This window comes from Gordonia sp. LMA484, assembly GCF_058129505.1.
On record NZ_CM176700.1, the window covers coordinates 223,742 to 249,312 of the forward strand.

Below are 25,571 nucleotides of genomic sequence, written 5' to 3' on the forward strand. Positions count from 1 at the left end.
GGCATCCACCTCATATGTCGCCGGGCACCTTCCGTACGCGGAAGGTGCCCGGCGACAGCTCAGGTGTCTGTCAGACGATCAGGCTGACGCGCGCCCCAGCAAGCGCAGCGCGGTGAGTGCGTAGGCGCGGGCGGCGGTGTCGAGATCGGCGATCGCGACGGACTCGTCGGGTTGATGAGCCTGGGTGTGGATCTCGCCGGGGCCGCACACGATCGACGGGATGCCGAGATCGCGATCGATGAACCCGCCGTCGCACGCGGCGCTCCACCCGCCGACGGAGGTGGACGCGCCGGCATCGGTGAGGGCTCCCACCGTGGTGGTGACCAGTGGATGCGTCGGATCGGTGGCGAAGCCAGGCATTTCCATGGTCACCCGGACATCCACCGAGACCCCGTCGGAGTCGATGGCGGACTGCGCGATCGCGTCGCGGAGTTCGGCAGCGATCGTCTGCGCATCCTCATGGGGCATCAGACGTCGGTCGATCCCGAGACTGCACATCGGCGCGACCACCGAGATGCCTTGGCCGCCATGGATGGTGCCCACGTTCCAGGTTCCGGAGCCGAGTAGCTCGTCGGCGGTCATGGCCAGCTGATCGTGGTCGAAGCGGATCAGATCGATGATCGATGCCGCAGCATTGATGGCACTCCGGCCATCGGCCGGGCGGCCGGAATGGGCTGCGCGGCCGATGATGTCGATCTCGAGATACGATGCGCCGCGGCAGCCGCGCACGACTTCCAGGTCGGTGGGCTCGGCGACGATGCAACCGGCGAACGCCTGCTCGGTGGGCCGCGACACGAGATCACGGACCCCGATGCCGTGTTCCTCCTCGTCGACCGTGCAGACGAGTTGCACCGGTCCGGTGAGATCGAGACCGTACGCGGACGCATGCGAGAGCGCCTGCATCGCCACGACGGCGGCGGCCAGCCCGCCCTTCATGTCCGTGGTGCCACGTCCGTAGATGCGGCCGTCGGAGTAGCGCGCCCGGTACGGGTCGGCGGTCCAGCCCGGACCCGCCGGCACGACATCGGAGTGACCCAGGAGCATCAGGCCGGGCCCGTCACCGCCCGTCATCGTGGCGATCAGGTTCGGCCGTCCGGGTGCCACTTCGTGTGTCTCCACGGAGAAACCTGCCGCGCGGCAGGCCTTTTCCAGTGCTTCGACGGTTGCTGCCTCGGTGCCGCCGGGATTCTCGCTGGGCGCCTCGACGAGGCCGGCGGTGAGCATGGCGACGGTGTCGGCGTTGATGTGCGACAACACGCCGTCCTCGGCCTCGGTCAGGGACACCTCGCCACCTCTTTCACCACGTTTCGTCATCCAGTATGAGCCATCTTCTCGAGACTGGCCGTGAGCCGGCGGATGCCCTCCTCGATCCGTTCGGGAGTGCTCGACGCGAAGCACAGGCGAAGCGCGTTGCGGAAGCGCCCGCCGGGGGAGAGTGCCGGACCCGGGATGAACGCGACGCCGTCGGCGAGCGCGACCTCGAACAGTTCGCGGGTGTCGATCTCGGCGAATTCGTCCTGCAGGGTCAGCCACAGGAAGAACCCACCGTCGGGATTCGTCGTGGCGACCCGATCGCCGAGGTGCCGGCTGATCGAGTCGATCATCGCCTCCTTGCGTTCGCGGTACAGCGTGCGAATGCCGGCGAGGTGATCTTCGAGACCGCCGCGGGCGATGTACTCGGCAACGATGTGCTGGTTGGGCACATTGGTGCAGGTGTCCATCGCCTGCTTGCCGTTGATGAGCAGCTGTCGCAGCGACGGATCGGCGTCCACCCAGCCCACCCGCCATCCGGGAGCCAGGATCTTCGAGAACGTCCGCACCGAGAAGACCAGCGGGTCCTGCGGGCTCAGCGTCTGGAACGTGGGGATGTCGGTGCCGGCGAACCGTAGCAAGCCGTACGGGTCGTCGTCGATGATCATCGCGCCCCACTTGTGGGCGAGGCGCAGCAGTTCGCGGCGGCGCTCCTCGGACAGGGTGACGCCGGACGGGTTCTGGAAGGTCGGGATGGTGTAGATCGCCTTCGGCGTCTGATGGGTGTGCGATACCAGGTCTTCGAGGGTGTCCACCTGCATGCCGTCGGCGTCGGTCGGCACCTCGAGGAGCTGCGCGCCGTAGGAGAGAGCGGTGGCGCTGCCGTTGGTGTAGGTCGGCGACTCCACGATCACCAGGTCACCCGGGTCGACGAACAGTTTGCAGGCGAGGTCGAGGCCCTGCATGCCGCCGGTGGTGATCACCAGACGTTCGTGGCTCGACGGGTCGGGCGTGGTGGCGAGATAGTCCACGAGCAGCTGCAGCAGCCGTGGTTCGCCCTCGGTGGCGCCGTAGGTGAACGACGTGTGGTCCAGGATCTCGCCGGCGATCTGTCGGAACTCGTCGGCCGGTACGGCCTCGTCGGCGGGCGAGCCCATCGCGAAGCGCACGATGTCGTGTTTCTGCGAGGCCAGCAGCGATGTCGAGGAGTCGATCATGGACCCCACAAGGTCTTTGGCCCGGCCGGCGAGCGGCAGGGTGGGCGCCGACCGTCGGATGTCATGCAGGTCGTGGGTGGTGGGATCGGTGGTGGCGGTCATGGTATTCACCTCTTTCGTTTCGGTCGGCCCTTCGTGACGCCTCAGGGGCCGGGTGACGTTCGCAAGTCGGCGCCGTGAGGGAGCGGGTCATTTTCGGATGAGTTCGCGCGGGAAGCTGGTGAACGTCTCCACGCCGGTCGGGCTGACCCGAACCGACTCGGAGAGTTCGAAACCGTAGTCGTCCATCCACATTCCGCAGACGATGTGGAAGGTCATGTTGGTCTCCAGGATGGTCTCGTCCTCGGAGCGGATGCTGATCGTGCGCTCACCCCAGTCGGGTGGGTAGCCGATCCCGATCGAATAGCCCAGGCGTGACGGCTTTTCCAACCCGTATTTGGCGAGCGTCCAGTTCCAGGTGGAGGCGAGTTCACGCGTGGCGACACCAGGGCGGATGACGTCGAGGACGTTGTTGAGACCTTCGGCGGTGGCCTTGGCGACGTAGTCGAGGTCCTTCGAGGGAGAGCCCAGCGAGACCGTGCGCGCAAGCGGGCAGTGATACCGGTTGTGCGCACCGGTGAGTTCGATGACCACGGCCTCGTCATCGACGAAGGTGCCCTGATGCCAGGTGAGGTGCGGGGTGTCGGCGGCGGCGCCCGTGGGCATCATCGGCACGATGGCGGGATAATCACCACCGAACTCCGAAGTCCCCGTGATCTGGGCCTGCGAGATCGCCGCGGCCGCATCGCATTGCCGCACACCGACCTCGATGGTCTCGATGGCGGCACGCATCGCCTCCGAGCACACCATCCCGGCCTGGCGCATGAGTTGGACCTCGGCGTCGGACTTCACCGAACGCACCCAGTTGACCAGCTCGAAGTTGTCCACCAGCTTCCATTCCGGGATCGCGTTGTACAGCGCCCGGTACGCCTTGGGGGAGAAGAAGTGCGAGTCCATCTCCAGACCCACCGACCCGGCACGTGAGGCGGGTGCGATCAGGTGGCGTTGGCGCAGCGCCCACGCCACCCAGTCGAAGGCGTGGACGTGCGGCCGGTGCACATAGCTCTCCGGGTAGCCGACGATCTGATCCTCGGGCAGCCAGGTGGTCCGGTGTGCGCCATGGGCATCCATCTCGCGGGCGAAGAAAACCATCTCGCCTTCGATCGGGACGAACAGCATCTGTGGGGTGTAGAACGACCACGCGTTGTAGCCGATCAGATAGAAGATGTTCGCGGGGTCGGTGACGATGATCGCCGAGAGTCCCTGCCGGTCCATGAGTTCGCGGACACGGGTCAGGCGCTGTTCGTACTCGCTGTCGGTGAACAGCTGAGCGCCGAGGTACATCCTCTGGTCTCCTGTCGGTCAGAATGTCGGTGAGCGCTGGACTCTCGCGGTCAGCGCTTCGGGATGGGGCGCGCGACGTACTTCACGTCGAGGAACTCCTCGATGCCCAGCCGTCCGCCCTCGCGGCCGAGTCCGGATTGCTTGACGCCGCCGAACGGGGCCGCGGGGTTGGACACGAGGCCGGTGTTCACCCCGACCATGCCGACCTCGAGATCGGTGGAAAGCCGGTCGGAACGATCGATGTCGCGAGTGTAAAGATAACCGACCAGGCCCCAGGGCGTGTCGTTGGCGAGCCGCAGCACCTCGTCGTCGTCGGCGGCCGGATCGCTGCCGTCGCCGCCGAACGGGATGATGGCGGCGACCGGTCCGAAGATCTCGGTGTGCATCAGGTCGGCGTCGGCATCGACGTCGGTGAGCACCGTCGGTGGGTAGAAATGTCCGGCACCGTCGGGACGCTCACCACCGCAGATGATCCGGGCACCGCGGTCGACGGCGTCGGCGACGAGGGCGGTGACCTTGTCGACCGCCTTCTGTTCGACCAGGGGGCCCACCTGGGTGCCGTCGGCGGCACCGTCGCCGACCTTCAGGGCGCCCATCCGTGCCGCGAGCTTCTCGCTGAACTCACCGAGGACATTGCGGTGCACGAAGATCCGGTTCGCCGCGGTGCACGCCTGTCCCATGTTGCGCATCTTCGCGACCATCACCCCGTCGATGGCGCGATCGACGTCGGCGTCGGCGCAGACGATGAACGGTGCGTTGCCGCCCAACTCCATCGATGTGCGCATGACCGTTCCGGCGGCCTGGCCCAGCAGGATCTTGCCGACCTCCGTCGAGCCGGTGAAGCTGACCTTGCGTGCCTTACCGGAGGTCATCCATTCGCCGACGACCGCGCCGGGGTCTGTGGTGGTCACGACGTTGAGCACACCGTCGGGAAGTCCTGCCTCGGTGAGGATCTCGGTGAGCAGCAGTGCGGTCAGGGGCGTCAGCTCGGCCGGCTTGAACACCATCGTGCAACCGGCGGCGACGGCTGGGCCGATCTTGCGGGTGCCCATGGCGAGTGGGAAGTTCCACGGGGTCACCAGCACGCACGGTCCGACGGGTTGCTTGCTGACGATGATGCGGTTGGCGCCGTCGCCGGTGGTGGTGTGGTCGCCGTCGATGCGGACGGCCTCCTCGGCGAACCATCGGAAGAACTCGGCCCCGTAGGCGACCTCGCCCTTCGCCTCGGCCAGTGGCTTGCCCATCTCGGCGGTCATCACCGCCGCGATCTCGTCGACCCGGTCCATGATGAGTTGGTAGGCGCGATAAAGGATCTCGCTGCGTGAGCGCGGCGATGTCGCGGCCCATTCGGCCTGATGCGCCGCGGCCGATGCCAGGGCACGGCGGGCGTCGTCGGCGTCACCGTCGGCGACCTGGGCGAGTTCCTCGCCGGTGGCGGGATTCTCGACGGCGAAGGTGGCGCCGGAGGCGGCCGGCGTCCACTGCCCGTCGATGAACAGGTCGGTGTGGATGCGCGCGATCCTCTGGGTGGCGTCGCTGGGTGAGATGGTGGCCGTCATCGGGTCACGCTCCTTCCGAGGTGGGGGGTGCTGTGGGTGGGCGGTTGGGTTCTGTCGGCGAGTCTTTGGGTTCTGTCGGCGCGAGCTGGGGTTCCGTCGGCGAGTTTTTGGGTTCTGTCGGCGCGAGCTGGGGTTCTGTTGGCGCGAAGACGGGTTCTGTCGGCGGGGATGGGGCGGGCCGGGTGAGGATCTCGGCGAGATGCAGGCCCGTCGAGCGGATGGCCGGGTCGGTGGCCGACAGGTGGTCGACGGACATGGCACAACTGAAGCCGTCGGTGATCACCGGGCGCTCGGGCGCCGATCGCAGCGCCGGTGCCAGGGCGTTCTCCGAAACCGCGACGCTGACCTCGTAATGCCCGCGCTCGAAGCCGAAGTTGCCGGCGACACCGCAACATCCGTCGGCCGTGTGTACCTCGACCCCCATCGCCTCGAGAACGCCTGCGCCGGTGCGTGCGCCGAACACCGCGTACTCGTGGCAGTGGGTCTGCAGTGTGACCGCGTCGGGTAGGTTCGCCGGCCGCCAGCCCTGAGCGAGGAGAGTCGGCAGATGATCGGCGAAGCTGTGCACGCGTGCGGCCACTCGTCGTGCCGCGTCGGTGTGGACCAGTTCGGGCAGATCCTTGGCCAGGGCGGCCGCGCAGCTCGGTTCGGGGACGACGATCGGGCGGTCGGTGCCGTCGTCGAGGTTCTGGGCGGTGCGGGACAGGACCTTTCGTGCCCGCGTGAGTTGCCCGGTGGAGATCCAGGTGAGTCCGCAACAGTTGTCGCTGGTGCAGCCCACCGTCTGACCTGTGGCGCCGAGCACCTCGGCGGCGGCGGTGGCCACCTGTGGTCGGAATGCGCGGGTGAACGAATCGACGAACAGCACGGTGTCGGTGGCCGCGGTCACCGGAGCGAGATCACGCAGATGCCTTGTGCGGTCGCGCCGGGTGGCGAAACGCGGCATGCTCCGGCGGGGGTCGAGGCCTCCGGCGCGGGCGGCGACGCGGCGCAACGGACTCTTCAGCGACGCGTTGATGACCGGCGCGAGCGTGCCGGCCACACCGAGCCAGGCGGGCATCCAGCCCAGTGAGTAGTGCGACAGGGGACGTCGTCGACCCTGATAGTGGTGATGCAGGAACTCCGCTTTGTAGGTGGCCATGTCGACGCCGGTGGGGCAGTCGGTGGAGCATGCCTTGCACGACAGGCACAGGTCGAGCGCCTCGGCGACATCGGTGGACTGCCAACCGGTTTCGATGTCGGGGGCGGTGCGCACCATGTCCTGCAGGACGCGGGCACGCCCGCGGGTGGAGTCCTTCTCGTCGCGGGTGGCGCGATAGCTGGGGCACATCACTCCGCCGGACGACGCGCGGCACCGGCCGACGCCGATGCAGCCCTGGACGGCGTGGACGAACGGGTCGAGTGACGCATGGGTGGTGGGCTCGTTTGCCGCGGCTTCCGGAAAAGCGCCCCGCAAATCCGCCCTCTGTGCGCCCGCCGTCGACATAGTGTCAACCACGCTGCTGCCGAGGGCGCTTTTCTGGGGCGCATTTGTGGGAGCGCCGGAGCCGACTGCTGCCGGATCGGGGGTACCCAGGTGGAACATCGTCTGCCAGCGCCGCTCCGGTACCCCGGCGAGCGCGAGGTCGTCGGTGATCGGGGCGGGGTCGACGATGGAGCCGGGGTTGAGGATGCCCTGCGGGTCCCAGATCTGTTTGAACTCGGCGAACGCCGCCAGCATCGTCGGCGAGTACATGATCGGCAGCAGCGCCGATCGCGCACGACCGTCGCCGTGCTCACCGGAGAGGGAACCGCCGTGCGCGACGACGAGGCGTGCCGCGTCGGTGCAGAAGCGCTCCATGGCCGCGCGGCCGTCGGCGGTGCGGAGGTCAAAGGTGATCCGCACGTGCATGCATCCGGCACCGAAGTGGCCGTACATGACCCCGGTGAGATCGTGCCGGTCGAGGAGGTCGGTGAAGTCGTCGAGGTAGTCGGCCAGACGCTCCGGCGCGACGGCGGCGTCTTCCCAGCCGGGCCAGGACTCGTAGTCGGAGCCGACGCTGTCGTCATCGGGGTCGGCCAGCCGCGACGACAGGCCCGCGCCGTCCTCGCGGACGCGCCAGAGTGTCTTGCGCGCAGCGGGATCGGGGACCGTGGTGCCGGCGATCATCCGGCCGCGGGCGTGCAGTTCGTCGAGCAGGCGTTTGGCCGTGGCGGCGACGTCGGATTCGGATTGTTGTGCGGCGCTGTGTTCGTCGATGTCGATGAACAACCATGCCGTGCAGGTGGGGTCGGCGACGCCGGGGAGCGCGGTCACGGTGTCGCGGCCGCGTCGGGCGGCCATCGTCGCGACGATCTTGCGGTCGATACCCTCCACCGCCGACGGAGCGTAGGGCAGGATGGCGGGGATGTCGCGGGCCGCGTCGCTCACGGTGGGATAGCCGACGCAGATGAGCAACGGGGAGGCGGCCACCGGGACAAGCCGTACCTTGGCCGCGACCACGATCGCGCACGTCCCCTCGCTGCCGACGAGGGCGCGGGCGACGTCGAACCCGTTCTCCGGCAACAGCTTCGCCAGGTGGTATCCCGACACCTGGCGCGGGATGGTCTCCAGGTCGGTGCGCAGGATGGCCATGTGGCGGGCGGCGAGGTCGCGCAGGCGTTCGGTCAGTTCGGCAGCGCGAACGACCGCGGCGGCGTCGGCGTCGTCGGTGGCGAACACGCCGGTGCGCGTGGCGGTCAGGCGCACGCCGTCGGCGGTCACCAGATACAGCTCATCGACGTGATCGGTGGTACGGCCGTGGCGCACCGAGTGATTGCCGCAGGCGTCGTTGCCGATCGCGCCGCCGACCGTGGCCCGTGACGCCGATGACGGATCGGGTGCGAACGTGAGCCGTCCGTCGGTGGCCGACCGGGCTTGCGCGGCCAGAGTGGTGAGCACCATTCCGCTCTCCACGATGGCGGTCGCCGACGTCGCGTCCAGCTCGCGGATGCGGGTCATGTGACGGGACAGGTCGATGACCACTCCGCGACCGATGGCGTTGCCGCCCATCGAGGTGCCGCCGCCTCGGGCGATCACGGCGACCCCATGGGCATGACACAGCGCTGCCGTGCGGGCGACGTCGTCGTCGGTGCGCGGGAAGACGACCGCCACCGGGCGTATCCGGTAATTGGAGGCGTCATAGGAGTACTCGGAGAGACGACGCGAGGACGTGTCCACCTCGACGCCGAGGGCCGCGAGGGCCTCGGCGACTTCGAGGTCTGTCGACGATCCGGTCAGGCTGACATGTGTCATCTCTGTCCGAGGGTATCGCCTGAGAACACATCGGACAGGGTCGCGGCGAAACGTTCCAGACCCGTCGCGATCTCGTCCTCGGTGACCACCAGCGCCGGGATGAGGCGCACCACGTTGCCCGCGGGACCGCACGTCAGTGTCAGCAGACCATGCCGGGTGGTGGCCTGCTGCACCGCGGCGGCCGCGGCGGCGTCGGGAGCGGTGGTGGAGTCGTCGCCGCTGGTCACGAACTCGATACCCGCCATGAGACCCAGGCCGCGGACGTCACCGATGGCGTCGAACCGCGCGGCGATGTCCCGCAGGCCGGTGAGGAGTTGTTCGCCCCGGATTCGTGCGTTCTCCACGAGGTCCTCGTCACGGATGACGTCGATGGTCGCGATCGCGGCGGCGGCGGCGACGGCATTGCCGCCGTAGGTGCCGCCCTGCGATCCCGGCCAGGCCTTGCTCATGAGTTCGGTGGATGCGGCGATCGCCGAGATCGGGAAACCCGAGGCCAGGCCCTTGGCGGTGATCAGGATGTCCGGTGTCAAGCCGTCGGCGTGCTGGTGGCCCCAGAACTTGCCGGTCCGGCCGAAGCCGGCCTGTACCTCGTCGAGGATGAACAGGATGCCGTGGCGATCGGCGCGCTCGCGCAGGCCCTCCAGGAATCGCGGCGGTGTGGGCAGATAGCCGCCGTCGCCGAGGACCGGTTCGATGAGGAACGCGGCGGTGTCGTTGGGGGCGACCCGCGACTGCAGCAGGTAATCGAGTTCCCGCAGCGCGAAGTCGACGGCGGTGTCGGTGTCCCAGCCGTAGCGATAGGCATAGGGGAACGGCGCCATGTGCACACCGGACATCAGCGGGGAGAAGCCCGCGGAGAATCGGGTGCCCGCGGTGGTCAGGCTGGCCGCCGCGACGGTCCGGCCATGGAATCCGCCCTGGAAGACGATGATGTTCGGTCGCGCCGTCGCCATGCGGGCCAGGCGAATCGCCGCCTCGACCGCCTCCGAGCCCGAGTTGGCGTAGAACACCGAATCGAGACCGAGCGGCAGGACATGGCCGAGCTTTTCGGTCAGCTCGAGCAGCGGCGGATGCATCACCGTCGTGTACTGGGCGTGGATGATCTTCGTGCACTGCTCCTGCGCCGCTGCGACGACCCGTGGGTGGCAGTGGCCGGTGCTGGTGACGCCGATACCGGTGGTGAAGTCGAGGTAGTCGTTGCCGTCGGTGCCGTGTATCCACGAGCCCAGTGCATGGTCGACCACGACGGGCGTGGCCTGTTTGAGCGCGGGGCTCAAGGTCGCGGTCTGGGCGGTCTGCATGGCTTCGGTGGTGACGGTCATGGGTACACCGTGACGGTCGATCGTCGGATTGTCAACAATTGGACATTGGTGCAGGTGGGGAAGCCGCCAGGCACTCCCGGGTGGTCGGAAGTCGGCGGTGCCGGGCACGTTCTGGTTACCGTGAGGCGTGGCCACCCAACGACCTGTCATCGCCGTCCTCGGGGCCGAGGGCGTCCCCTCGCCGTCCAACATCGATCAGATCGCCGAGATCGCGACCATCCGTGACTGCACCGCGGCAACGTTGCCCGACGCCCTGCCCGGCGCCGACGTCCTGCTCGTGTGGGACTTCTTTTCTCGTGCGCTGAAGGACAATTGGGGGCCGTCGACCGCAGATCTGCGCTGGGTGCATGTGTGCGCGGCCGGTGTGGACTCGCTGCTCTTCGACGATCTGCGCGCCGCCGACATCGTGGTGACGAACGCGGCCGGCGTGTTCGACCGCCCGATAGCGGAGTTCGTCCTCGCATCGATCCTGGCTCACGACAAGCAGTTGCACATCTCCAAGCGGCTGCAGGTACAACGCATCTGGCGGCACCGGGAAACGGCACGCACCGAGGGCAGGTCGGCATTGGTGATAGGGACGGGTGGAATCGGGCGTGCCATCGCCCGTCTGCTGTCCGCGGTCGGGATTGCGGTCACCGGCGCCGGCCGCACCGCCCGCACCGACGATCCCGACTTCGGGAGCGTCGTCCCCACGGCCGAGCTGGCCGACCACGTCGGAGATTTCGACACCGTGGTGGCGATCGCGCCGTTGACGCCCCAGACGGACCGGATGATCGACGCCGACGTCCTGCGCGCGATGCGTCCGGAGGCGCACTTCATCAACGTCGGTCGCGGCCAGCTCGTCGACGAGCCCGCACTCATCGCCGCACTGGAGAACGGCGAGATCGGTGCGGCGTCGCTCGACGTGTTCACCGACGAGCCGCTGGCCGAGACCAGCCCGCTGTGGGAGATGGACAACGTCGACGTCTCGGCCCACATGAGCGGCGACGTCGTGGGCTGGCGGGACGTACTCGCCGAGCAGTTCCTGGCCAACCTGCGGCGGTACGTGGCCGCGGACACATCGCGATCACTCGCCGATGTCCTGGACAACGTCGTCGACAAGGAGCGCGGATATGTCGTGACCGCTACGCGGGCGACCGGCGATAGTAGGCTGTAGCCCGATGACCATCGTGTATTTCGTGATCGCCGTGTTGGCACTGGCCGGTGCGGTCGCCCTGTTGTGGCTGGACCGACAACGTTCGAGTGCCGTGCGGCATCGTCGGGCGGTCTGGGGCGATCAGCACGAGTTCAAGTTCCGGGAAACGGATACCAAGCTGCGCAAGGTTTTCCACCGCGCAACGATGAATGTCCCGGACCGGGTCGAGGTTCGTGACGTCGCATTCGGGCAGTTCGGCGGCGCCGAGGCGGTGGTGTTCGATCTCGCCGAGACCGCCACGGTGGTCGCGGTCCGGCGCTCCACGCCGTCGGCGGTTGTGGTGGATCTGCGTCACGAGGACGTGCTCGCCCCGGCCGAGGAAGACGTCGAACTCCTCGGTGCCATGGGTCCGCGCGTCATGTTCTCGAACAATCTCGACGTGGCACGCCGGGTCTGCGACCGTCGGATGGTGGCGCTCGCCAACACCGCGCCGTCCTACATCGAGGTGCTGTGGAACGAGGGCAACTGGGTGCTCGGGTCCATGCCTCTGACCGCCGACGACGGCCAGCTCGACACCGGTCTGGACGTGGTCCGTCGCTTCGCCGACCTGCTGCGGGTGTTGCCGCCGCTCACCGACCCCCAGGATGCGCCGGACCCGCGTGATCCGCATGGGCCGACGCGCGCCGAACTCGCGGACGAGAAGACCGAGTCGATGCGGGACAAGCAGCGGCGTGCGCGGGTCGCTGCCGCGGACGAGAACCCGCGACCGGCCACGCCGGACAGTGGGGATGCTGCGCCGGCCCCGACGCGCGCATGGAGTGCCGCCGCGGACCCGGCGTCCGGGCCGTCCACCGCCGGGCGTCGCATGCAGCCGATGCCGGTTCGTCGTCCCCCGCAACCGCCCACCGGTGCGCGGCCTGCGGCCGATCGCGACGAGGAGTCCGCGCCACCACCATCGGGAGTCGGTCGCCCGGCGCGCCCGTACGATATGCCCCCGAGCACGATGCCGCCCACGGACCGGCCGAATCGTCACCGCAAGAGTTGACCACCCGGACCGTCACGGACCGTTGCCGCCGATTGCCGTAGTCGATACCGAGAAATGAGCCGTGACATGTCCTCGTCAGCTGCAGTCCCGCCCACCGTCAACGCCGACGGCCGCTCGCGTCTCGCCGAGCTGGTCACCGGACTCGCGGTGGTGCACGGGCGGGTGACGCTGTCCTCGGGCAAGGAGGCCGACTACTACGTCGACCTGCGCCGCGCCACGCTGCATCACGAGGCGTCGCGACTCATCGGCAGTTTGATGCGTGAGCTCACCGCGGACTGGGACTACCAGTCCGTCGGCGGACTGACGCTGGGTGCCGATCCCGTTGCCACGTCGATCATGCATGCGCCCGGGCGGGAGATCGATTCGTTCGTCGTGCGCAAGTCGGCCAAGACCCACGGCATGCAGCGCCGCATCGAAGGTCCCGACATCGCAGGACGCAATGTCCTCGTCGTCGAGGACACATCGACGACCGGCGCGTCGCCGTCGGCGGCTGTCGAAGCGGCCCGCGAGGCCGGTGCGACGGTGATCGGGGTGGCCACCGTCGTCGACCGCGCCACCGGAGCCGACGAGGTGATCGGTGCCCTCGGGGTGCCGTACCGCTCGTTGCTCGGGTTGAGCGACCTCGGACTGGGCTAGGGGTGGAGCAGTCCGGGCTGGGTGAGTCGGAAGTGGGAAGTTCCGGCGTGGACAAGCCCGGAGCGGATCAGTCCGGGCCCACCGAGTGGCAACCGCGATCTGGTCCGGTGGTGGGTGTGGGGCCGTGGGCCGACGAACGCAGCGGACCCCCGCCGACCGACCCGCGGTTCGATCCCGACCTGCTGACCGAGGGGGATACGCGGAACGTGGTCGACGCGTACCGCTACTGGTCGCGGGAGGCCATTGTCGCCGACATCGACGACCGTCGGCACCCGTTCCACGTCGCCATCGAGAACTTTGCCCATGACGCCAATATCGGGACGGTCGTACGGACGGCGAATGCGTTCGCGGCGGCGGCGGTGCACATCGTCGGACGTCGGCGCTGGAACCGTCGCGGCGCGATGGTGACCGACCGCTATCAGCATCTGATGCACCATGATTCGGTCGCGGAGCTCATCGCCTGGGCGCGTTCTGAGGAGCTGGCCGTCGTCGCGGTCGACAACACGCCCGGTGCGCAGCGGCTGGAGACCGCGGACCTACCCCGCGAGTGTGTGCTGCTGTTCGGTCAGGAGGGCCCGGGCGTCAGTGACGATGCCCAGACCCACGCCGACCTCACCGTGTCGATCGCACAGTTCGGCTCCACTCGCAGCATCAATGCCGGTGTGGCGGCCGGGATCGCGATGCATGCGTGGGTCCGGCAGCACGCGGATCTCGGCCAGGCGTGGTAGCCGGCATCGACCTTCAGAGTCCTTCCGCCGGTTCCTGATTCGTATTCGCGAAGTTGTGCGCGGACGAATGTAGAACCGACGGAAGAACCCGAAAGGCCATCAGGAGACGGTGATCTCGCGCTTGAGGATCTTGCCGGTCGGGCCGAGCGGCAGCTCGTCGACGATGCGCACGACGCGCGGGTACTTGTAGGCGGCGACGCGCTCCTTTGCAAAGTCGCGGATCTCATCCTCGGTCACCGACATTCCTGGCTTGAGGGTGATCACCGCCGCGACCTCCTCGCCGTGCATTTCGCTCGGGATGCCGACGACGGCGGCGCTACCGACGGCGGGATGTCCGTAGAGCACCTCCTCGACCTCGCGCGGGTACACGTTGTAGCCGCCGCGGATGATCATGTCCTTGGCGCGGTCGACGATGTAGTAGTAGCCGTCCTCGTCTCGGCGACCGATGTCACCGGTCCGGAACCATCCGTCGCGCAATACGGCAGCGGTGGCTTCCGGGTTGCCGAAGTAGCCCTTCATCACGTTGTGGCCCTTGATGGCAATCTCGCCGTCGGTGCCCTCGGGCACCTCGTTCCACGTCGCGTCGACGAGCTTGAGCTCGACACCCTCGACCGGCTGACCGACCGAACCGGGCTTGCGCTCGCGGTCGGCGTGGTTGAACGACGCGACCGGTGAGGTCTCCGACAGGCCGTAACCCTCGAGAACCATGGCGCCGTAGGCCTCCTCGAACGCGGCGAGTACCTCGACGGGGAGGGCCGAACCGCCGGAGACGCAACGGGTCAGGCTGGAGGTGTCGTACTTGTCACGATCGGGGAACTGTGACAACGCGACGTACATCGTCGGCACGCCGCCCATGTGGGTGACCTTGTCGCGCTCGATGATCTCCAGTGCCCGCTGCGGATCGAACCGGGGCAGCAGGGTCAGGGTCGCGCCGGTCAGTACCGCCGCATTCATCATGCAGGTCTGTCCGAAGACGTGGAACAGCGGTAGACCACCGAAGACCATGTCGCCGACGGACAGTCCGATGAGGCGCTCGCTCGCACAGACCTCTGCATTGCGGATCATGTTCGCGTGGGTGAGCTCGGCTCCCTTGGGTGCGCCGGTGGTGCCCGAGGTGTAAAGGATCACCGAGGTGTCGTCGCCGCCGCGATCGGCCGCCCTGGTCGCCGCGTGAGATGTCACCTGGCCGAGGAAGGTCGCCGGGTCGACCTCGACGAAGGTCACGCCGGCATCCGCTGCGCCCTTGGCGGCCTGTTCTGCCACGCCGTTCCATGCGAAGAACGCCTTCGCGCCACAGTCACCGAGGACGTGGGCGAACTCGCGGTCCTTGTAGAGCGGGTTCATCGGCACGACGACCGCACCGGCCCAGAGGATTCCGTAATAGAGGACAGGCATGTGTGGGATGTTCGGCAGTGACACCGCGACCCGATCGCCGGGCTCCACACCGAGATCACGCAGCCAGCGTGCGGTTCTCGCCGCGAGTCCGCTGAGCTGGGCGTAGGTGATCTCGGCATCATCCAGCTTGATCGCCACGACGTCGGGGTGGTTCTCGGCGGTGCGCCGCAGGTTGTCGGTGAGGTTCATATGTGTGAGTCCTGTTCGTGGGTGGGTTGTTCGGGTGGGGGTGGCCCTTCGTGACGCTCGCTCGTTCCTCGCGGGCTCCTCAGGGGCCGGGGTGATGACGCTCGCTCGTTCCTCGCGGGCTCCTCAGGGGCCGGGGTGATGACGCTCGCTCGTTCCTCGCGGGCTCCTCAGGGACCGGGGTGGTGGCGAGCGCTCGCTTTTTCCCGATCCCTGAGGAGGTCCGGAGCGCTAGCGGAGGGCCGTCACGAAGGGGGCCCTTCGTGACGCATCCTCGCAAGCTCGGAGGCTCCTCAGGGACCGGGTGGTGACGCTCGCTCGTTCCTCGCGGGCTCCTCAGGGGCCGGGGTGATGACGCTCGCTCGCTTTTTCCCGATCCCTGAGGAGGTCCGGAGCGCTAGCGGAGGGCCGTCACGAAGGGGCCCTTCGTGACGCATCCTCGCAAGCTCGGAGGCTCCTCAGGGACCGGGTGGTGACGCATCCTCGTAAGCTCGGAGGCTCCTCAGGGACCGGGTGGTGACGCATCCTCGCAAGCTCGGAGGCTCCTCAGGGACCGGGTGGCGACGCATCCTCGCAAGCTCGGAGGCTCCTCGGGGACCGGGGTGGTGGGGCCGCATCCTCGCAAGCTCGGAGGCTCCTCAGGGACCGGGGTGGGGTCAGCTGGCCGACAGCGCTGCAGCGCGAGCCAGACCATCGGCGAGGATCTGCACCATCCGGCCGGTGATCAGGGTCGACCCCGGCAGGAGGGTGCGGTACTGCGCCTCCCAGGTGATCGTGCTGCCACCAGACGGATTGGCCTCGACGGTGATGAGGCTGAAGTAGCGCTTCATGCCGGGCGCACCCTTGGCCGTGTATTCCATGCGGTGGGGTGCTTCGGCCGCGACGATCTGCTCGGTGACCGCCATGCCGGCCGGACCACCGCTGAGCTTGCGGATCAGTCCGACGCCGTCGGCGTCTCCGCCGCTGAGGATCTCGGAGCGTTTGAACGGAGTCCAGTCGGACATCGTGGCGTGATCGTCGAGCACAGCCCACACCTGCTCGGGGGTCGCGGTGGTCTGGGCGACGGCGCTCACCCGCTTGAGGGGCGGCTTCTTGGCGGTGAAGCCGAGTTCGAGGAGACCGAGTGGGTCCACTGGGCGACGCTTGCCCTTGCTGCCGTGCCAGAGCAACTCGATCGAGAAGCCCATGGGGTCGTTGACGTACGAGGCGTACCAGACCTTGTCGACGATCGTGCCCTTGGTGGTGTTCGGCTCGATGCCGACCTTCTGCCCCTTCGCGACGAGCGCGTCCAACGACTCCCGATCCTGCAGACCCAGAGCGACATTGAGGATGCCGAGGTCGCTGATGTGATATCCCTGCGGCCAGGGCTTGCCGACCGGATCCAGGTACTGAACCACCTCGAGGAACGCATCACCGGCGCGGACGACGAACGACTCACGGGTGGAACCGGCCAGGCCCCAGAGCTTTTCGTGCTCGGCGTCATGCAGTGCGAGGCCCACCTCGGGCAGGCCCATCACGTCGACCCAGGTGCGCCGGGCCTCGGCGAGGTCGGGAACCGACAATGTCGTGAACCGGGCGACTGCCGGGGTGTTCGGGCGAGGTCCCATGCCGGCGACGCGCGGGTCGTCTTCCATGATCTCCAGCAGGATACCGTCGGGGTCGGTGACGCAGACGCGTCGCGCTCCCAGCAGCCCCATCGGCTCGGTCAGCGGGGTCACGTTCCGGCGGGCGAGTGCCTCGAGCGTCGCGTCGAAGTCGGTGACGTGGAAACCGACTGTGGTGTAACCGATGTCGCTCGGACGCCAATCAGCGGGCACTGGCTTCGGATGCGGCTTGGAGAACTCGAAGAGCTCCATCTGGAATCCGGGAGTGCCGTCGAGCATCCACCAGCAGACACTCGTGGCGCCCGGCACGTTCTGGACGTCTTCGGAACCGAGCAGCGGGATGAAGGCGTGCGTGCCACCGGACTCGGTGAATCCGAAGATGTCGCGGTACCAGCGCTGGGAGTGCTGGACGTCGCGCACACTGAGCGCGATCTGGACGAGGGGCAGTGTTGTGGTCATGATTCGGTCCTCAGGAAAGAGATTTGGCTGCCGCCGCGATGCGTTCGGCGTTGGGGAGTGCCGCATATTCGAGGTGCGGCGCGAAGGGTATGGTCTGTTCGACCGCGACCCGCGCATAGCGGGCGTTGGTGCCGGATTCCAGCAACAGAGCGGCGATCTCGCCGGTCAGGCCGCCACGGCTGTAGTCCTCATCGGCGACGACGACGCGGCCGGTACGGCCCACGTGGGAGACGATGGCCTCGGTGTCGAGCGGGGCGAGGGTACGCAGGTCGAGGACGGTGGCCTCGATCCCGTCGGCGGCGAGTTGATCGGCCGCCTCGAGGCAACGATGCACGCCGATACCGACCGACACCAGCGTGATGTCGGAACCGGTGCGCCGGGTTGCGGCCTGTCCGAACGGAATCGGGGTGACGACATCGGGCACCTCACCGATGGCGCCTGCCTTCGGCTGCACGGGGGTGAGATCCAGGGTGTCGCGTTGGTCGCCACCGAGGTAGTCCAGGATCTGCTGGTCGAGCAGCTTCGGGGTGAGGAAGACGGTGAACTCGTCGCTCTGCACTGCCGAGAGCATCAGGCCTGCCGCGTCGGCCGGCGTGGACGGCACCACCACCTCGGTCGACGGGTAGGAGGAGAGGCTGCCCCAGAAGGTCTGCTCATGCTGGCCACCGTCGGCGTACCAGCCGCCGACACCGGCGCGCAGCACCATCGGGACGTTCCAGCGGCCGCCGGAGAAGTCCTTGAACTTGGAGCCCGCGTTGGCGATCGCCGACCAGCCGACCATGCCGAAGTCGATCATGTAGAGCTCGACCACCGGGCGCAGGCCGGCCATGGCGGCACCGATGCCGGCGTACATGAAGCCCTGCTCGGAGATCGGGGTGTCGCGCACCCGCTCCACGCCGAAGCGGCTCTGCAGCACGCGGCGCAGGATCTCGACGTCCTCACCCCAGGTGACGACCGAGGGATCGGCGGCCATGGCCTGGCCGAGAGCGTGGTCGACGGCTTCGTCGTAGCGCATGATGGTCATCGGTTTCCTCCTGTGGTGACGCCGAAGCCGAGGCGCTTGCCGACGCGCGCACGGACTGCGGTGATGGTGGCGAGCACTTCGGCTCGTTCCTGGGCTTCGATGGTCGCCGCGGCTTCCGCCCCGACCAGGGACCGGCCGCGACGGACCGGGTCCTTGCGGGAGTTGAGGGCCATGTCTCGGGTGAAACGACCGGCACGCTTGCCGACGCCGACCATCGCGCGCATCTTCTCGCCGGTGGAGCCGCTCTGCGAGTTGGTGAACCCACCCATCAACTCGGGCACCCACACCGACAGCTGCTGCTTGGGCTGACGCAGCAGACCGACCAGCGGGTCGCCCTCGAGATGTCCGTTGGGCCGGTGGCAGGTCACGTACAAGAACCCGGGTCCCTTGCCGGCACGTGCGCGGTCGATCAGCTTGCCGGCAGCACGGTGGACGTCGCCCACCTTGTGCCCGGCCGCCGTCTCCACGTGCAGGCCGAATCCTTTGGCGCGCTGCACCGGATCACCGGCGGTCTGGTCGCTGGAGTAGGTGGTGATGCCCCACTTGTTGTCCTTGCAGACGAACACCACGGGCAGATTCCAGGCGACGGCCATGTTGTAGGCCTCCATCATCATGCCCTGGTTCATCGCGGCCTCACCGTGGAAGGTGACCGCGACACTGCCCGGATTCGCGCGGGTGTGCGCGATGGCCTGACCGACGGCGAGCGGGCCGCCTGCGCCGACGATGCCGTCCGCGCCGGCGTTGGAGTCCGGATCGAAGATGTGCATGTGTCCGGCCATGCCGCGGGCGATGCCCTCATCGGATCCCAGCACCTCGAGCATCAGCGCTTCGAGGTCGATGCCGCGGCCGACGAACGGGCCGGTGTTGCGGTGATCGAGGGCGAGGGTGTCACTGGCGTGCAGGTGCGCGAGGACGCCGGCGTTGATGCCTTCTTCGCCGTGGGCGGAGTGGTATTCACCCGGCACCAGGCCGTCCTTCCAGGCCTCGACGAAGGCCTCGTCGACCAGTCGCATGCGGACCATCATCCGGTAGATGCGGGCGGTGTCCATCCGCTTGGTGCTCATCGGTTTCCTCCGGCAATTATGTTGTGATGCACGATATTTCCTGTCGTTCGGTAGCTGTGTGGGTGCTCAGATGAGTCCTTCGCGGCGGGCCCATTCCTTCTGTCGTGCCATGCCCTCCTCGTAGGAGACGACGGGCTTGAAGCCGAGCACGGTGCGCGCCTTCTCGTTGGACACGACGACCTTGCGGTTGAACATGTGCATGAGGGCCGGGCCCAACTCGCTCTTCATGCCCAGTCGGCGCTGGAGCTTGCCGACGGCGTCGAGCGCAGGAACGGCGACCTTGATCGGCACCGACGTGACCTTGCCGCCCGCGACCCAGGAGGCGAGCTCGCCGAAGTACTCGGCGCAGGTGCGGATCAACTCCTCACCGAAGTTGAAGATCTGGCCGTCGACGTCGGCGCCGTCGGCGGCGAGCAGCAGGACCATCGCGTCGACGAAGTTGTCGATGTAGATGACGTCGAACACGCCGGAGCCGTGCTCGGGCAGGATCATCTGCTTCTTCTTGATCATCGCGAGCGGTTCACGAATCCAGACCGAACCGGGGCCGTAGACGTCGGCCGGACGCACGATGACGGTCTCCATGCCGCGCTTGCCGTTGGCGAGGACCGTCAGTTCGGAGTTCGTCTTGGTGTCGGTATAGGTGCTGATCCCGCCGGTGACGCGGGTCGGGTAGTCCTCGGTGACGTGATCGGGGTAGTCCCAGCCGTAGGCGGCGATCGAGCTGAGGTGCACGAAGCGGCCGACGCCGGCGCCGACCGCGGCGTCGAGCACCTTCTTGGTGCCGAGCACGTTCACCTCCCAGGCCTGGTCGACCGGGGCGACGGTGCTGACGATCGCCGCGGTGTGGACCACCGCGTCGACACCTTCGAGCGCATGGGCCCAGGTCGACGGGTCGGTGGTGCTGCCGGCGACGATGCCCTCGGCCGGGTTGGCCACGAGGTCGACGCCGGTGACCGTGGCGCCGAGCTCACGCAGGCGGGCGGCGAGAGTGCGGCCGATGAAGCCGCCGGCGCCGGTGATGAAGACCTTCGACGGGACCGTCGGGTTGGGGCGGGCGTCCGACATCTGCGGAACCTCCTTGGGTGATCTTTGAACCTGCAGCACTGTTGTGTGACAGTATTAACTGTAAAACGACAGTAAGACAAGTCACACAGCACTGTCAAGTGTTGTTCGGACCAACGGTGCACGATGGCACTTGAAGGTGATTTCATGAGACGTATGGCAGCGAATGACACCGCCGAGGGTGCCGAGTTCTCACTGGCCGAACTCGAGAAGGTGGCCGAGGTGCCCGCGCGGACGATCCGCTATTACCAGTCCGAGGGTCTGCTACCGCGTCCCCTGCGCAAGGGCGGGCAGGCGGTCTACGGGTCGCAGCACCTGGAACGTCTCCGGTCGATCGCTGCGCTGCAAGGTCGTGGACTACGTCTGCAGACGATCCGCACAGTGTTGGGGGATTCCGGGGAGTCGCAGAGCAGGGTCGTCGATCTCCTCGGGCCGGCCGTCGCCGGGTCCGCGTGGCTGGCCACCTCGAACCGAGAACTCGATGAGGGGGAACTCGCGGATCTCCTCGGTGATGCGTATCCGGATCAGGTGCCCGCGCTCGTCTCGAGTGGCTATCTCGAGCGTCGGACGACGCCGGACGGACGTAAGGTCTGGTTCGCCGCGAGTGTGCCGCAGCTCCGCGGTGCGCTCGAGATGTTCACACTGGGAAGCGATTTCGAATTGAGCCGGTGGTCGGCCGACGCCATGCGATCGAGCTTGCGGGACCTCTGTGAGCGGCATGTGGTGAAGTGGCTGTCCGAGCGTGGGCACCTGTACCAGGGCACGATCGAGGACCTCGAGGCGAACCTCGAACGGATTCGTGCAGTCGCCTGGCAGTCGGCGGCGCACGTGATGGCCGAGGAGATCGGTGCGGCGATCCTTCGGGCGGGCGAGATCCAGGAGCGACTCGACAACGGTGAGATCGACCCGGACCCGGAGTAGTCCGGCGGAGGAACGATGCGTGACGGTCGGGTGGCCGCGGCGTGACCACTTGCGCCATCGGTGCGTGGGGCGGAAGAGTGTTGCTCCGTGTCGACTTCGCGCCTGCGCCTGGTGTTCCCCACAGTTCTGACCGCACTGATCGTCATGTTCGGGTTCGTCGGGGGTGGAGCTGCAGTCGCGGCGCCGACCGCCACGAGCACCGGGTTCACGACCGCTCAACTGGTCGGGCCCTATGCGTCGGACGTCCCGCCGTCGGGCACCTATCTGCCGGTCTTGGACGGGTTCGCCGACCTGCGCGCCACCCATCCGTCGATCATGGCCGCGAACCTGCAGAAGGTGCAGCGGATCAACAACTCCGCGACCGCGCAGCAGCAGGCGGACGCCATCGCCATCAACTACGACGACCGGCTCATCTCGCTCTCGGACGCCCTCGGTGCGAAGCTCGGTCCGGTGTTCCGCACCCTCCTCGCCGACGGCAGACTCCCCAAGGTGCAGGCGCTCGTCGGTGGCGACACCGCGCGTGCGGGCCTCCCGCTGGGCACCAGCCTTCTCGAGAAGCAGCTGTACAACAACCCACGTCCGTTCGTCGTCGCGCCGAACACCATCCGGCGCTACGACCGCCCGGGCGGACACCTCTACGCCGAGCTCGAGGGCAACGGCTCATATCCGTCGGGCCACGCGAACATGGGTTACTGGAAGGGCGCGTTGCTCGCCTACTGGTTGCCCGAACTGGGGCCGCAGATCATCGCCCGTGCGGGGGAGATCGGCCGTGGCCGCATCGTGCTGGGTGTGCACTATCCGCTCGACGTGATGGGCGGCCGGATCATGGGCACCGACATCGCCACCGCCCGGTTGAGCGACCCGCGATTCGCCGCGCTGATCGCAGACGCCGGGACAGAGCTGCGCACACAACTGCAACGCGCCGTCGGCATGCCCGTCGCACAGTTCATCGCCCGCGACACGCCGTACCTGACCACCCGGCAGGCTGTCGCCGAACATCGTGAGGTGATGACCTACGGATTTGCAAAGGTGGCGCCCGGGCAGCGCAATCAGATCCCCGTGGCGGCGGCCGTGTTGCTGAAGAGTCGATTCCCCGGGCTCTCCGACGCCCAGCGGCTCGACATCCTGCGCCGCACGTCGATAGACGCCGGCTATCCGCTCGATCAGGCCGGGTCGAACGGCGGCTGGCTGCGGATCGACCTCGCCGCGGCATACGCAGCGCGCCCATAGCGGCGATGCGCGGCCACGGCCCGCAACGCCACCGTGCGGGATGGATCAGACGGTGTCGGTGGTCTCGGTGGACGTCGTCAGGGCTGCGTCCGGTGACTTCTTGGCCACCCGACGACGGCGGTACCACTCGATGAACATCGGCAGCACCGAGAGCAGAACGATCAAGATGAAGATCGGCTCGATCAGGTTCTGGACGAATTCGAACCGGCCAAGCCAATAGCCGAGGAGCACGATGCCGGCACCCCACACGATGGCGCCGGCGACGTTGTAGATGAAGAAGATCGAGTACTTCATTCGGGCGGCGCCGGCGACGATCGGAGCGATCGTGCGGACGATGGGCACGAAGCGGGCCAGGAAGATGGTGATCGGTCCACGCTTCTCGAAGAACTCGTGCGCCTCGACGAGGTAGCGCTCCTTGAGGAAGCGGGCATCCGGTTTGAACATGCTGGTGCCCACGTAGCGGCCGATCCAATACCCGATCTGTCCGCCGATGATGGCGGCGATCGGGACGAAGATCAGCAGTTGCCAGAGGGACGCGAACTTGTCGATGCCCTCCTTGCCACCCGCGGCGACGACCATGCCCGCCACGAAGAGCAACGAATCGCCCGGGAGCACCGGGAACAGGATTCCGGACTCGACCATGATCACGAGCAGCAGGCCCCAGAACGCCCAGGCACCGAAGTAGCCGAGCAGGGTCACCGGGTCGAGAAATCCCGGCATGAGGGCGACGTTTGTCGTGGTCTGGACGAGCGCGGAGTCGATCACGACGCCTCAGACTACCGGGCAGCGACCCGCGAACCCATTTCACCAGGTGACAGGCCATCGGTGTCGGTGGTGAACCGGCGTCGCTGCAGGACCACCACGACCCCCACCAGCAGGGCCCCGATCAAGAACAGGCCCAGCGCCCCCGGCCAGTCCGCACCCACCCCGAGCACGCCGCCGTCGTCGGCCTGCCACGGCCACAGCGCCCGCAACGAACCGAGCAGCAAACCGCCCGCCGCGACCATCGCCGTGGTGTGGTGGTTGGCCAGCAAACGTTCGAGAATTCGCACGAACGACGCCAGGCCGACGATCGCCCCCAGCGCGAAGGTCGCGAGGTAGGCGAGATCGACGGAGTCGACGGCGGCCATGGTCGGTGCGTACACCCCGACCACCAGTAGGAAGAACGACCCGGACACTCCCGGCAGGACGAGGGCGCAGACGGCCACCGCCGCGACGGCGAATACCAGCAGGAGCGGCGGATCGACGATCTCCGAGCGTGGCAGCGACGTCAGTGCGAACACAGCGATCGCCGCGACGGCGAACACGCCGAACGCTCTGGTCTTGTCGCGTCGGGAGGTGAGTGCGCCCGGGGAGATCTCGAGGAACGGGACCACCACCGACATCGCGATCATGCCCATGAACAGGGCGCGGGAGTAGACCGGTTGCTCGGTGACGAACTCTTCCATCACGCCGGCGATCGTCGCCACCATGACGGCCATGCCCAGCCCGATCGGGACCAGCAGCCACCAGTCGATGCGCCGAACAGCCGAGCGCCATTCGCCGGAGACCACTGCTCTCGGCAGGTCGACGAGGTGTTTCGCCGAGCCGATCAGCCGGCCGTAGACGCCGGTGACGAGCGCAACCGTGCCGCCGGAGACACCCGGCACGGTCTCGGCAGCACCGATGAGCGCGCCGCGCGCGAGGTTCGCCCCGAATGCGGCGGCGGTCGGCCGTGGGGGCCGCGTGGTGGGCGGTCCGGCGGAATCGGGACGGCCTTCTTCGGTATGGGACTTGTCGGGGGTGGTGCTCACCGGAGGATTCGCAGACATCACCGGCCATGGTACGGACGCCCGGCAAATCGGTCATAAAGGACACGTCGGTGCCGCTGACATCGAATTTGCTGAAGGTACCGGGCGTTGCACGCCGACGCAGCGGACTTGACATACTGAACGGGAGTGACCGACTCGCAGGACGCGAAAGCCTTATCCGGTTGGAGGACGTGACATGCCCATTGCTACCCCAGAGCAGTACGCGGAAATGTTCGACAAGGCCAAGAAGGGGGGTTACGCGTTCCCGGCGATCAACTGCACGTCGTCGTCGACGATCAACGCCGCCATCAAGGGCTTCGCTGACGCCGGCAGTGACGGGATCATCCAGTTCTCCACCGGCGGTGCCGAGTTCGGCTCCGGCCTCGGTGTGAAGGACATGGTGACCGGTGCCGTCGGGCTTGCCGAGTTCGCCCATGTCGTCGCCGCGAAGTACGACGTGACCATCGGTCTGCACACCGACCACTGCCCCAAGGACAAGCTCGACACCTACGTCCGTCCGCTGCTCGCCATCTCCCAGGAGCGCGTCGACGCGGGCAAGAACCCGTTGTTCCAGTCGCACATGTGGGACGGCAGCGCGGTCCCGCTGGCCGAGAACCTCGAGATCGCCAAGGATCTGCTCGCCAAGGCGGGCGCCGCGAAGATCATCCTCGAGATCGAGATCGGTGTCGTCGGCGGCGAGGAAGACGGCGTCGAGGCCGCGATCGACGACAAGCTGTTCACCACGCCGGAGGACTTCGAGAAGACCCTTGAGGCGCTGGGCGCCAGCGACACGGGCAATCGCTACCTGCTCGCCGCGACCTTCGGCAACGTGCACGGCGTCTACAAGCCCGGCAACGTGAAGCTGCGCCCCGACGTGCTCAACACCGGCCAGGAGGTTGCGGTCAAGAAGCTCGGTCTGGCCGACGGATCGAAGCCGTTCGACTTCGTCTTCCACGGTGGTTCCGGCTCGCTGAAGAGCGAGATCGAGGAAGCGCTCAGCTACGGCGTGGTCAAGATGAACGTCGACACCGACACCCAGTACGCCTACACCCGCCCGATCGCCGGGCACATGTTCTCGAACTACGACGGTGTTCTGAAGGTCGACGGCGACGTGGGCAACAAGAAGGTCTACGACCCCCGCGTCTGGTCGAAGAAGGCCGAGACGTCGATGTCCGAGCGGGTCATCGAGGCCTGCACCGACCTCAAGTCGGTGGGCAAGTCCATCACCGCCTGACCTTCGATCTTCTGACAGCACCCGGTCATCGCCGGGTGCTGTCGGCGTTTCG

At 67.5% G+C, this 25,571-nt stretch carries 20 protein-coding genes; 7 read left to right on the plus strand and 13 right to left on the minus strand.

All coding sequences use genetic code 11. From position 1 onward, the window contains the following. Positions 1 to 78: 78 nt before the first annotated feature. The 6 genes from AC4AMJ_RS01000 to AC4AMJ_RS01025 form a co-directional block, all read right to left on the minus strand. A complete protein-coding gene (locus AC4AMJ_RS01000) occupies positions 79 to 1,224 on the minus strand; it encodes a M20 family metallopeptidase (protein ID WP_489918550.1) in 1,146 nt (381 codons plus the stop codon). An 86-nt stretch (positions 1,225 to 1,310) separates the two neighbouring features. After that, on the minus strand, positions 1,311 to 2,570 hold the full coding sequence (locus AC4AMJ_RS01005) for an aminotransferase-like domain-containing protein (protein WP_489897438.1): 1,260 nt from the start codon (positions 2,568 to 2,570) through the stop codon (positions 1,311 to 1,313). 87 nt (positions 2,571 to 2,657) lie between these two features. After that, entirely contained in the window at positions 2,658 to 3,851 is a 1,194-nt protein-coding gene (locus AC4AMJ_RS01010; protein WP_489897437.1) for a M24 family metallopeptidase, read from the minus strand. 50 nt (positions 3,852 to 3,901) lie between these two features. Then, positions 3,902 to 5,410: an NAD-dependent succinate-semialdehyde dehydrogenase gene (locus AC4AMJ_RS01015; protein WP_489897436.1), complete on the minus strand. Its 1,509-nt coding sequence runs from the start codon at positions 5,408 to 5,410 to the stop codon at positions 3,902 to 3,904. A 4-nt stretch (positions 5,411 to 5,414) separates the two neighbouring features. Further along, entirely contained in the window at positions 5,415 to 8,684 is a 3,270-nt protein-coding gene (locus AC4AMJ_RS01020; protein WP_489916721.1) for an FAD-binding and (Fe-S)-binding domain-containing protein, read from the minus strand. Beyond that, entirely contained in the window at positions 8,681 to 10,006 is a 1,326-nt protein-coding gene (locus tag AC4AMJ_RS01025) for an aspartate aminotransferase family protein (protein ID WP_489916723.1), read from the minus strand. Before AC4AMJ_RS01025 ends, AC4AMJ_RS01020 begins: the two co-directional genes overlap by 4 nt. A 127-nt stretch (positions 10,007 to 10,133) precedes the next feature. Between AC4AMJ_RS01025 and AC4AMJ_RS01030 the strand changes: the two genes are divergently transcribed. From AC4AMJ_RS01030 to AC4AMJ_RS01045, 4 genes are all read left to right on the plus strand, one after another. Further along, a complete protein-coding gene (locus AC4AMJ_RS01030) occupies positions 10,134 to 11,162 on the plus strand; it encodes a D-2-hydroxyacid dehydrogenase (RefSeq protein WP_489897433.1) in 1,029 nt (342 codons plus the stop codon). Between the two features lie 4 nt (positions 11,163 to 11,166). Further along, the gene (locus tag AC4AMJ_RS01035) at positions 11,167 to 12,186 is read left to right on the plus strand and encodes a hypothetical protein (protein ID WP_489897432.1); all 1,020 of its coding nucleotides are present in this window, start codon (positions 11,167 to 11,169) and stop codon (positions 12,184 to 12,186) included. Positions 12,187 to 12,252: 66 nt separating this feature from the next. Then, complete coding sequence (pyrE, locus tag AC4AMJ_RS01040; RefSeq protein ID WP_489897431.1) at positions 12,253 to 12,822, plus strand: orotate phosphoribosyltransferase; 570 nt, start codon at positions 12,253 to 12,255, stop codon at positions 12,820 to 12,822. Positions 12,823 to 12,869: 47 nt separating this feature from the next. Then, entirely contained in the window at positions 12,870 to 13,550 is a 681-nt protein-coding gene (locus tag AC4AMJ_RS01045; RefSeq protein WP_489916725.1) for a TrmH family RNA methyltransferase, read from the plus strand. A gap of 99 nt (positions 13,551 to 13,649) precedes the next feature. Here the strand turns inward: AC4AMJ_RS01045 and AC4AMJ_RS01050 are convergent, their stop codons facing one another. The 5 genes from AC4AMJ_RS01050 to AC4AMJ_RS01070 all read right to left on the minus strand — a co-directional run bounded on the left by AC4AMJ_RS01050 (position 13,650) and on the right by AC4AMJ_RS01070 (position 20,347). Continuing rightward, entirely contained in the window at positions 13,650 to 15,134 is a 1,485-nt protein-coding gene (locus AC4AMJ_RS01050; protein ID WP_489897429.1) for a long-chain-fatty-acid--CoA ligase, read from the minus strand. Between the two features lie 653 nt (positions 15,135 to 15,787). Then, positions 15,788 to 17,194 (minus strand): SRPBCC family protein, encoded by a 1,407-nt coding sequence (locus AC4AMJ_RS01055; protein ID WP_489916727.1) that lies wholly within the window; start codon positions 17,192 to 17,194, stop codon positions 15,788 to 15,790. Positions 17,195 to 17,204: 10 nt separating this feature from the next. Further along, positions 17,205 to 18,218, minus strand: coding sequence for an alpha-ketoacid dehydrogenase subunit beta (locus AC4AMJ_RS01060; protein ID WP_489916729.1), 1,014 nt, complete (start codon positions 18,216 to 18,218; stop codon positions 17,205 to 17,207). Then, a complete protein-coding gene (locus AC4AMJ_RS01065; RefSeq protein WP_489897426.1) occupies positions 18,215 to 19,282 on the minus strand; it encodes a thiamine pyrophosphate-dependent dehydrogenase E1 component subunit alpha in 1,068 nt (355 codons plus the stop codon). The genes AC4AMJ_RS01060 and AC4AMJ_RS01065 overlap by 4 nt, the downstream gene beginning before the upstream one ends. Before the next feature lie 66 nt (positions 19,283 to 19,348). Further along, a complete protein-coding gene (locus AC4AMJ_RS01070; protein ID WP_489916731.1) occupies positions 19,349 to 20,347 on the minus strand; it encodes an NAD-dependent epimerase/dehydratase family protein in 999 nt (332 codons plus the stop codon). Between the two features lie 144 nt (positions 20,348 to 20,491). Between AC4AMJ_RS01070 and AC4AMJ_RS01075 the strand changes: the two genes are divergently transcribed. Next, positions 20,492 to 21,265, plus strand: coding sequence for a MerR family transcriptional regulator (locus tag AC4AMJ_RS01075; RefSeq protein WP_489916733.1), 774 nt, complete (start codon positions 20,492 to 20,494; stop codon positions 21,263 to 21,265). An 87-nt stretch (positions 21,266 to 21,352) separates the two neighbouring features. Next, a complete protein-coding gene (locus tag AC4AMJ_RS01080) occupies positions 21,353 to 22,495 on the plus strand; it encodes an acid phosphatase (protein ID WP_489916735.1) in 1,143 nt (380 codons plus the stop codon). Between the two features lie 45 nt (positions 22,496 to 22,540). Here the strand turns inward: AC4AMJ_RS01080 and AC4AMJ_RS01085 are convergent, their stop codons facing one another. Together AC4AMJ_RS01085 and AC4AMJ_RS01090 are read right to left on the minus strand one after the other, a co-directional pair. Beyond that, positions 22,541 to 23,260 (minus strand): DedA family protein, encoded by a 720-nt coding sequence (locus tag AC4AMJ_RS01085; protein WP_489897422.1) that lies wholly within the window; start codon positions 23,258 to 23,260, stop codon positions 22,541 to 22,543. A gap of 11 nt (positions 23,261 to 23,271) precedes the next feature. Then, a complete protein-coding gene (locus AC4AMJ_RS01090) occupies positions 23,272 to 24,306 on the minus strand; it encodes a DUF368 domain-containing protein (protein ID WP_489916737.1) in 1,035 nt (344 codons plus the stop codon). Between the two features lie 175 nt (positions 24,307 to 24,481). On the opposite strand from AC4AMJ_RS01090, the gene fbaA reads away from it, so the two are divergent. Further along, positions 24,482 to 25,519, plus strand: coding sequence for a class II fructose-bisphosphate aldolase (fbaA, locus tag AC4AMJ_RS01095; RefSeq protein ID WP_489897420.1), 1,038 nt, complete (start codon positions 24,482 to 24,484; stop codon positions 25,517 to 25,519). The last annotated feature ends 52 nt before the right edge of the window (positions 25,520 to 25,571 follow it).